The following is an 8,789-nucleotide window of genomic DNA, read 5'->3' on the forward strand; positions in this document are numbered from 1 at the left end:
GCCGGTGCCATGGCTCTTCAACGATCAAATTCAAAAGCGAAACGGATGCGCACCTACATAATTTAGCGAAATTTAAAAACCAAAAAAAGCCAGCAATATACCCCAATAAGAGTGTTTTGCTGGCTTTCAGTTTTTCTAGATTCTAATTAATAAGCACGGGCATACCAAACTGTGTATTTAGCAGGTTTACCTGAGTAAAGGTCGACAGTTTTTTCAACAGGAGCGTGGAAAGGAATGTTCCGGGTGGTAAAACCTGTGGCTTCCTTAACCGCAGCTTCGGATTCTTCCGTGCCGTCCCAACCAGCTAGCACCCAGCCTGGGTATTGGCCTTCTTCATGGCACTTGTCGAGGTGGGCTTGGAGGTCTTCCATAGTGTCGATATCATAGTGCTCGTTGGCCTTACGGAATTGGTCGGCTTTTTCGTAAAGGCGCGTCTGCATAGCGTCTAGCTTGTCTTGGACCGTTGTAACGAGATCTTCTAAAGCAACAGATTCCTTGTCCTCTTGGTCGCGCATCTTGATCATGCAGCTGTTGTTTTCCATATCACGAGGGCCAAAGTCGAGACGGAGTGGAACTCCCTTCACTTCAACTTCATTGTACTTGTAGCCAGGTGAGTTGTTGGAATCATCTAAGCTAACGCGGAAGCCCGCTGCCTTCAGTTCCTCTTCGATTTCACGCAATTTCTCTAGGACTTGTGGGTTCTTCTTCAGATTGCCGACTGGCAGGAGGGCCACTTGGACAGGTGCCATCTTAGGTGGGAAGACAACCCCTCTTTCGTCGCCGTGGGTCATAATCATCGCCCCGATCAAGCGTGTCGAAGCGCCCCAAGAGGAGGTATAAGTGTGAACATGTTCATTATCTTCATTTAAGAACTTGATGTCGAAGGCTTCAGCAAAGTTTGTTCCTAAGAAGTGAGAAGTCGCAGCTTGAACAGCCTTCGTGTCCTTCATCATCGCTTCGAGCGAATAGGTATTGTCCCCGCCAGCAAAGCGTTCGGAAGGGGTCTTCTCCCCTGTGTAAACTGGCATGGCCAGGAGATCTTCCACGACATCTTGGTAAATCTTCAAGAAGTGGAGGACGCGCTCATGGGCTTCTTCAGCTGTCGCATAGGCACAGTGGCCTTCTTGCCAGAGGAATTCAGACGTTCTCAGGAAGGGGAAGGTCCGTTTCTCCCAGCGGAAGACATTGGCCCATTGGTTGAGTTCCATCGGCAGGTCGCGGTAAGAATTAATCCAGTCGCTCATGGCATTGCCGAAGAGGGTCTCTGAAGTTGGACGGAGGGCTAGCGGTTCTTCTAACTCTTCGTCCCCTGCCTTCGTCACCCAAGGCAGTTCAGGGGCGAAGCCTTCCACGTGGTCCGCTTCCTTTTCAAAGAAGCTTTGCGGGATCAACATTGGAAAGTAAACCTCTTCAACCCCACTCGCTTCATATTGGTCATTCAGGCCTTTTTTAATTTGTTTCCATAAGAAATAACCATTGGGCTTGAAAATCATGGTCCCCCGGGCAGGCCCATAGGCAAAAAGGTCTGCCTTCTGAATACTTTGTAAGTACCACTTGGAAAAATCTGTTTGTTGTAGGTTTGTTTCTTCTTGACTCATTTGTCTCTCCTTTTCTCCATAAAAAAACGCAGATTCCCACATCCTAAAAGGACGGAAAATCCGCGGTACCACCTTCGTTAAGTTTATCACTTCACTCATTGCGCCGTAACGGGGCGCCCCCGTAGCTTGTTTCCAAGCCAGTAACATGCAGGAGGTTCATCTTGCCAGAGGGGGTGTTTTCCCAGCACCAAACACTCTCTTCACCCATAGCAACACTACTGGTCTGCAGCTTGCTTCTATTGTGACCGAATTTCTAGAGAAAGTCAACTCTAATTTCCGGACTTGTAGTAGTCCTCGTCCAACCAGAAGACTTGCTTGGTCAACTTCTCGTGGAGGGCTTGGTCGGCCTGGCGCTGGCTGAGACGTTCCTGCCGGCGTTGGTCATAGCCCGAACAGATCATGGCCTCTTCCTCACTATCCGCCACGATCTCAGGCATGCGAAAATCAGGGTCATCCGTAATCGCGACAAAGGTCATAAATGAAGTCGCCGCAATATAACGTTCACCCGTGGCTAAGTGTTCCCCAAGGACTTTGACAAAAACCTCGCAGCTCTTCTTGCCCACTCCAGAGACAAAACTCTCCACGCAGACGGAATCATTTTCGGGGAGGGGCGCAAGAAAGTTCATCTTATCCATAGCTGCCGTCATCACAACTGTCCGCGACATTCTCGATGCCGAGACGGAGGCACTATTGTCAACGAGGGACAAAAGCTGGCCCCCAAACATATTGCCGAAACTGTTGGTTTCTTGGGGCATAATGCGGTGGGTTTGGACAACACGCGTTTCCTTGCAGTGTTTCATTACAATCGCTTCCTTTTTCAGTAGAATTTTATTTGAGTACTTTTTGAAGGGCTTGGGCGAGCAGGGGCAAGACCAGGGCAGAGGCCAGCATTTCAGCCAGACCATTCGTCAGGACCACCCCTAAGATAATGGGAAGAATGGCCGCTTCACTCACTCCCAAGGCCTGAGCATAGGCCGCCCGGGCAAAGAGGTAGATAGCTCCCATCACGAGCCCCGTATTACAAAGGGCGCCCACAGCCCCAATCAAGGCATAAACCCAGCGTCCAGAGAACTTTTTCCTCAAGTAGCTGGCTAAGACCGCCGTCAAAAAACCGGTCAAAAGCCGGGGCAGGACCGAAACTAGGGGATTAATAAAGACCGGCGAAACCACGGTCGGTTGAACCAGATGGCGCAACCAAGCCAGGACACCCCAAATCCCTCCTAGCATGGTTCCCACCTGCTTATCGAAGAGGCTGGCCCCCAGCATGACGGTAATTTGAACAATGGTAATACTAATAGGCCCTAAAGGAATATAGCCCAGCCAAGGGATAAAGGTTTGTAGCAACAAGACAGCCGTTAGCAGGCTGACAATAGCTAGGCGGTAGACTTTTTTTTCGTGCATTAGTGTCTCCTCAGTCTAATCAAAGCTTTCCAGAAAAAATATCGGCCTCGCCCGTTCGGACAATATCCATCAAGCGTTCGGTGAGCCGGGCAGTTAAGCCCCAGAGAACCTCATCATCCACATCATAGAAGGGCACCTGGTCCGTTACTTGGCGATTGCGGAAAGGATAGGCCTTGCCCCCAGGAATCTTCTCGTAGGGAAAGTCCGCGTCGATCTGGAGCTCATGGCTAAAGGTGTAGGTCTTGGTTTCTTGGCGGAAGAGTTTCATGAAGGGCACCAAGAAAGGATAGGCCACTTCATCCGGGTTGACTGCTAAGTCTTCCAAGCTATCAATGTTCAATTGGGCCACGAAGCAAGCAATCACTCGGTCGCGCTCCACAACATAATCCATCTCACCCAAAAGCGCAATTTTATCGGGAGTCAAGCCTAATTCTTCCACTGTTTCACGAATCGCGGCCTCCTTAAAGCTCTCGCCCTCCTCGACCCGACCGCCAGGAAAAGACGTGTCCCCCGCCTGGGAAATGCCGGCCGCCCGACTCTCATAGAGAATATAGAGCTCTTCATCAATGACAAGCAAGGGAATTAAGACCGCATAATATTTATTGATCCCTAGAGGCTGGGCTTCATAAGACTGAAAAATATGGTAAATTTTCTCGAGCAAGCTAAAGCTCCTCCTTTGTTTTTGATTCTTGGACTGAGGGTTAGGGGGTAGGGGACGGCAATACACAATCAAAGGGCTTGTTTGGGGATTGGAACTTGCCAAGCCACACTCCAAGGTCATGTTTGGAAGTTGAACGCTGGCAACACACACTCCAGGCCTTCGATTGAGGATTGGAACTTGCCGACACACACTCCAGGTCTTCGATTGAGGATTGGGGCTTGCCGACACACACTCCAGGCCCCTATTTGGAACTTGGCCAGCTTTCCTGGCACAGGTTACAGGTCTTCCCCGCTCTATTTGCATATAAGATGTTCGAATGCAAATAGACCCCGGCTATTTGCAGACAGGACTTATGAAGGGAAATTGCGAGCTGCTATTTGCGCTCAGAGCCGCTGAACGAAAACTGTGATTTTCTATTTGCGCTCAGAGCCGCTGAATGCAGATTGCACTCTTCTATTTGCACTCGGATCCCTCTGAGCGCAAAATGACAGCTGCTATCTGCACAAAGAGCCGCCAAAAGCAGGCTGGCATTCTGCAAGCGAGAGCTGCATTTTCTCTCGCCAAGTCTCACACCCTTTTTACACCAATGTTTTGGCGGCGTGTTCGATGCCGTCGGTGTTGTTGTCGTGGGTGACGTAATCGGCGATGTCTTTGAGGGCGGGGATGGCGTTGCCCATGGCGATGCCACAGCCTGCCCATTCGATCATGGAGAGGTCATTTTCTTGGTCTCCGAAGGCCATGCTTTGGGACTGGTCGACGTCTAAAATACCGCAGAGGTGTTCGAGGGCCAGGCCCTTGCTGGATTCTTTAGGGTTGAATTCGAGATAGTAGGGTTCGCTCTTGACGATATTGTAGCGTTGGTACCAGTCGCTCGGAATTGCTCCTTCAATTTCAAGGACGCGTTCAGCTGCTCCTGTAATCATCAACTTAGGGAAGTGAACATCATCAGCTAGGAAGTCTAACTGAGCGATCGGCATGTCGAGGATACCCGATTCAACACCCACATATTGATCAATAGGGTCGCGGTGTACCAAGACCTGACTGTCGCTGTGACCGTGGACATCCATCCCGTGGTCCAAGGCAAAGCGGGTAATTTCATGGACTTGACTAACTTCTAAATAGCTTTCAAAAATAATGCGGTTTTCTTTAAGGTTGTAGATCACACTGCCATTAAAGCAAGAAGCATAGTCTACCAAGTCCTGGTCGATCTGGTCAAGGACCTTGTGGACACCTTTGAGGGGGCGGCCCGTAGAAATCGCCACATGAACGCCCTGGTCTTGGAGGTAGGCTAAGCCTCTGAGGGTTGATTCGGTAACTTTTTTCTCATCATTTACTAGGGTGCCATCGATATCAAAAGCAGCAAGTTTATACATTAAGCATCTCCTTCTCTATTAGCGCGGTACTCGGATATCCCCATCATAGGAGATAATAATTGGTCCTTCTGTCACATGAATTCGTCCTTCTTTGGCTTCATAGTGCCCCTCCCCTAAGAGATTGGCATATTTACCTTCAGGAATCCCTAGTTCAACTTCAATCTCATCATTCGTATCCCCTCTCAATTTAAAGAGGCCAAAAACGTGCTGGTTATAAAAGTGATAGCTCACCAAGAGCCAGTCATCACTCGCTGCCTGGTGGAAACAGTAGCCCGACTTGAAGACTTCCCGCTTCTTCAATTGCATGAGCTGGCGAATCATCGCTGTCAGATCATAGGGCTTATCCCAAGTAATAGCTTTCTTTTCGTGGATCGGGATCCGTTCTTTGGTCCCGTACTCTTGACCCATCATCAGCTGGGCGATGCCCTTACGGAAGAAAGAAAAGGCTGTCCAGTTCCTTAACTCGCAATGATTTTTTACTCTGGTTGCGATACGTTGGCCCACCTCTAATTCAAGTCCCCGATTTAAGACACTGGTTGACGCAGTGACTAGGGTACGCATATTCAACAGGAAGGCAACATTGGCTAAGTCCATCAAGCCGTCATAGTAACGTTCCAGAAGGCCAGCATGGGGGCGGATGTCCAGGACATCGAAGTTGCTGTACATCTCTCCTTCTGTTTCAAAGTCGATATTTTGCAGGCGCAGGTCAAGGAGTTCCGAGCCCGACATCTGGCCGCCTAACCAGTAGAAGTAAGGGTGGACATCCCCTACCTCTGCCCGGGCCGAGGAGAAGAATTCGGAGCGAATCAATTGGGCATGAGGAATATAGAAACCATCCACATAATGGGCCCAATACTTCATTCGCTCAATCAATGCATCCCACATCTTAGGATTGGAGAAGTTCAAGTCATAAACAGGGGCTGCTTCTGGAAGCCGGCTGTACAGGTTCCCATCCAGTCCCTGCAAGAAAAAGTCAGGGCGTTCTTGAACCAAGGGAGCATCCATAGCTAGGGCCACAATTTCCATGGTCAAAAGCAGCTTCATCCCCTTGTGTCGGACAGCTTGGACCAAATCCTCAAAGTCGGCCATGCTGCCATACTCTGTCCCGATTTCATCAAAACTTTGGACGAAGAGGCTATCTCCCTCTCCTTCCGTCTCTTGCTGGCTTGGAAAAATGCTCGACAGTAAAATTAAATCGACGCCTAAGTCCTTCAAACGGTCCAAATCAGCTTCTAAAGCTTTAAAGCTAGCTTCTGGGCTGTAATTTCTTAAATAGACTTGGTAAATGAGTTGGTGTCTCAACGTCAAGTTCGTTACCTTCGCCATACCGTCCTCCTATCTCAGTAGCAGCCGCTTAAACAGCTCGTATTCATTCTATTTTATATTTTAGCATATTTTTGCCTTAAGTTAAGTGCGAGACCCAGTCCCTTAAGTGCGCTGCGACCTTCTCCTGGCCTCGCCCCTTGAGGTGGATCCCATCCGGCATAAAATCTTCCGGTATCAACCATCGATTGGGATCTACAAAGGTCAAGTGCTTGGAGGAGGCCAGGTCTCGGACAGCCTGGACCAAATCGAGCAGGCGCGGCTCAGTTCGGACAGCAACAGGGGCTAAAAGTAAGATAGGAAGATTCCGACCAAGCTGTGCCCGTAATAAAGTGACCAGGCGGCCATACTGGTCCTGCCAAGATAATACAAAATTGTTCCATTCGTCGTCCGAAGTCCCCAGCTGGCGCCCCAGGCCATTGATCCCAAGCCAAAGAATGATTCCCGCCAAATTCTGGCAGCCTGCCAGTGTCTCCAACAGATAAAAGTTCACATCAACCAAACGGGCCCCATTGTAGCCACCATTTAAAAAACGATAACTTGCCTGGTCTTTAGCCAGTACACCTACAAAACCATGCCCCAGGCTAGTCAAATCATCGGGATTGCGGCCACAAGCGACCAAACTATCCCCCAAAGATAAGATTTCTTTCATTGTAACCCTCCTAATGACGAACATTAATAAGTTTTATAAATATAAATATTCGCGATTACCTTTATTTTTTCTCCTTTGTCCGCTATAATAAGGACGTTCATTAGTAAATTCGTAATAAGGAGAATCATTGTGACTAATAAAATTACAGAATTCTTTCAACTAGAAGCCAATCACACGAGCTTGTCAACCGAAATCATGGCAGGTATTTCCACCTTCTTCGCCATGAGCTATATTATTTTCGTGAATCCGGCTATCCTGTCACAAACGGGGATGCCCTACCAAGGGGTTTTTCTGGCAACCCTTTTTGCTTCCGGTATCGCTACCCTCTTCATCGGCCTCTACGCCAATGTGCCCTACGCCCTAGCCCCCGGTATGGGGCTGAACGCCTTCTTCACCTTCACCGTGGTCATGGGCCTGGGCTTCACCTGGCAGGAAGCTCTAGCTATGGTCTTCATCTGTGGCTTGGTGAATATTGCCATCACCGTGACCAATATCCGCCGGGTGATTATTAGCGCCATCCCGGAATCTATCCAACATGCCATTTCTGGAGGGATCGGGGTCTTCATCGCCTATATCGGAGTGAAGTCAGCCAACCTGATCCACTTCCAAGCCGATGCGGCTGCCATCACGCAGATTAACGGCGCTCCTTATGACGCTGGCCAGCAAGTCTATGAGGCTGGGGTTCAAGCGATCTCAAGCAACGGGTCAACCTTACCACAAATCGCAACCTTTACCGAGCCCTCAACCCTCCTAGCTCTCTTCGGCCTAGTGTTGACCGTCATCTTAATGGCTAAGAACATCCAAGGGGCGATCTTAATCGGGATTGTAGCAACCACTGCCCTCCAACTGATTATTGACCCTTCGCTCCTCCAGCAGGTAGACTTTGCCCAAGCGGGTTTAGCTAACTCCTTCAAGGAACTCGGCATCACTTTTGGGGCTGCTTTTGGTTCAGAAGGGCTCCTCTCCCTCTTCTCTGACCCCAGCCGCCTACCCTTGGTCCTAGTGACCATCTTCGCCTTCAGCCTGTCCGATATTTTCGATACCATCGGGACCTTTATCGGCACCGGGCGGGCTACAGGCATCTTCTCCAAGGAAGATATCGATAACCTGGACACCCGGTCCAATACAAAATTGGACAAGGCCCTCTTCGGCGACGTGGTAGGGACTTCCATGGGAGCCATCTTCGGGACCTCCAACACCACCGTCTTCGCCGAAAGTTCGGTCGGCATCGCAGCAGGTGGACGGACCGGCTTAACCAGCCTAGCCACCGGTATCTGCTTCTTCCTCTGCATCTTCATCGCCCCCTTCATCGGTCTGGTGCCAGCTTCCGCTACGGCCCCTGCCCTGATCCTGGTCGGCGTCCTCATGATGTCATCCTTCCGCGAAGTCGAATGGGGCGACTTCTCCATCGCCGTCCCAGCCTTCTTCGCCTCAGTCTTCATGGGCTACTCCTATTCCATCTCTAACGGGATTGCAGCCGGCTTTATCTTCTACTGCCTGACCATGACCGTAACCAAACGCACTAAAGAAGTCCACCCCGTCATCTGGGGCGCCAGCCTCCTCTTTATCCTTAACTATATCATCATGGCCTATCTTTAATAAGGGTGCGAGCAGTTGCGTCTAGACTTGAATGGCTGGAGCCCAAGCGGATAAGAACGGCTTTAGCCGATCGTTCCGATTGGGTGAAGTCACTTCAAGTCTGCAACTGCGAACCCGACTAATAAGGGTGTGAGACTTGGCGGTTAGACTTGGATGATTGGAGCAAGTAAGGATAAGAGCGA

General features: G+C 49.9%; 8 protein-coding genes. 1 reads left to right on the top strand and 7 read right to left on the bottom strand.

Annotated features, from left to right (window positions below; genetic code table 11):
• Nucleotides 1–146 precede the first annotated feature (146 nt).
• From proS to HMPREF3090_RS07820, 7 genes are all read right to left on the bottom strand, one after another.
• Entirely contained in the window at nucleotides 147–1,598 is a 1,452-nt protein-coding gene (gene proS, locus HMPREF3090_RS07790) for a proline--tRNA ligase (protein ID WP_067973935.1), read from the bottom strand.
• Between the two features lie 269 nt (nucleotides 1,599–1,867).
• Nucleotides 1,868–2,398 carry an acyl-CoA thioesterase gene (locus HMPREF3090_RS07795; RefSeq protein ID WP_070486409.1) on the bottom strand — a complete coding sequence of 177 codons (531 nt, stop codon included), beginning with the start codon at nucleotides 2,396–2,398 and terminating at the stop codon, nucleotides 1,868–1,870.
• Nucleotides 2,399–2,426: 28 nt separating this feature from the next.
• Complete coding sequence (locus HMPREF3090_RS07800; protein WP_067973932.1) at nucleotides 2,427–2,999, bottom strand: ECF transporter S component; 573 nt, start codon at nucleotides 2,997–2,999, stop codon at nucleotides 2,427–2,429.
• 19 nt (nucleotides 3,000–3,018) lie between these two features.
• Nucleotides 3,019–3,660 carry an NUDIX hydrolase gene (locus HMPREF3090_RS07805; protein WP_067973928.1) on the bottom strand — a complete coding sequence of 214 codons (642 nt, stop codon included), beginning with the start codon at nucleotides 3,658–3,660 and terminating at the stop codon, nucleotides 3,019–3,021.
• Nucleotides 3,661–4,238: 578 nt separating this feature from the next.
• Nucleotides 4,239–5,033 (bottom strand): Cof-type HAD-IIB family hydrolase, encoded by a 795-nt coding sequence (locus HMPREF3090_RS07810; RefSeq protein WP_067973924.1) that lies wholly within the window; start codon nucleotides 5,031–5,033, stop codon nucleotides 4,239–4,241.
• A gap of 18 nt (nucleotides 5,034–5,051) precedes the next feature.
• The gene (locus HMPREF3090_RS07815; protein WP_067973919.1) at nucleotides 5,052–6,359 is read right to left on the bottom strand and encodes an alpha-amylase family glycosyl hydrolase; all 1,308 of its coding nucleotides are present in this window, start codon (nucleotides 6,357–6,359) and stop codon (nucleotides 5,052–5,054) included.
• A gap of 76 nt (nucleotides 6,360–6,435) precedes the next feature.
• Nucleotides 6,436–7,008 carry an SGNH/GDSL hydrolase family protein gene (locus tag HMPREF3090_RS07820; protein WP_070486411.1) on the bottom strand — a complete coding sequence of 191 codons (573 nt, stop codon included), beginning with the start codon at nucleotides 7,006–7,008 and terminating at the stop codon, nucleotides 6,436–6,438.
• 141 nt (nucleotides 7,009–7,149) lie between these two features.
• Between HMPREF3090_RS07820 and HMPREF3090_RS07825 the strand changes: the two genes are divergently transcribed.
• Nucleotides 7,150–8,607, top strand: coding sequence for an NCS2 family permease (locus HMPREF3090_RS07825; RefSeq protein ID WP_067976568.1), 1,458 nt, complete (start codon nucleotides 7,150–7,152; stop codon nucleotides 8,605–8,607).
• Nucleotides 8,608–8,789: the final 182 nt, after the last annotated feature.

Origin of the sequence: Aerococcus sp. HMSC23C02, from assembly GCF_001806805.1 — a bacterium.
Lineage (GTDB): Bacteria > Bacillota > Bacilli > Lactobacillales > Aerococcaceae > Aerococcus > Aerococcus sanguinicola.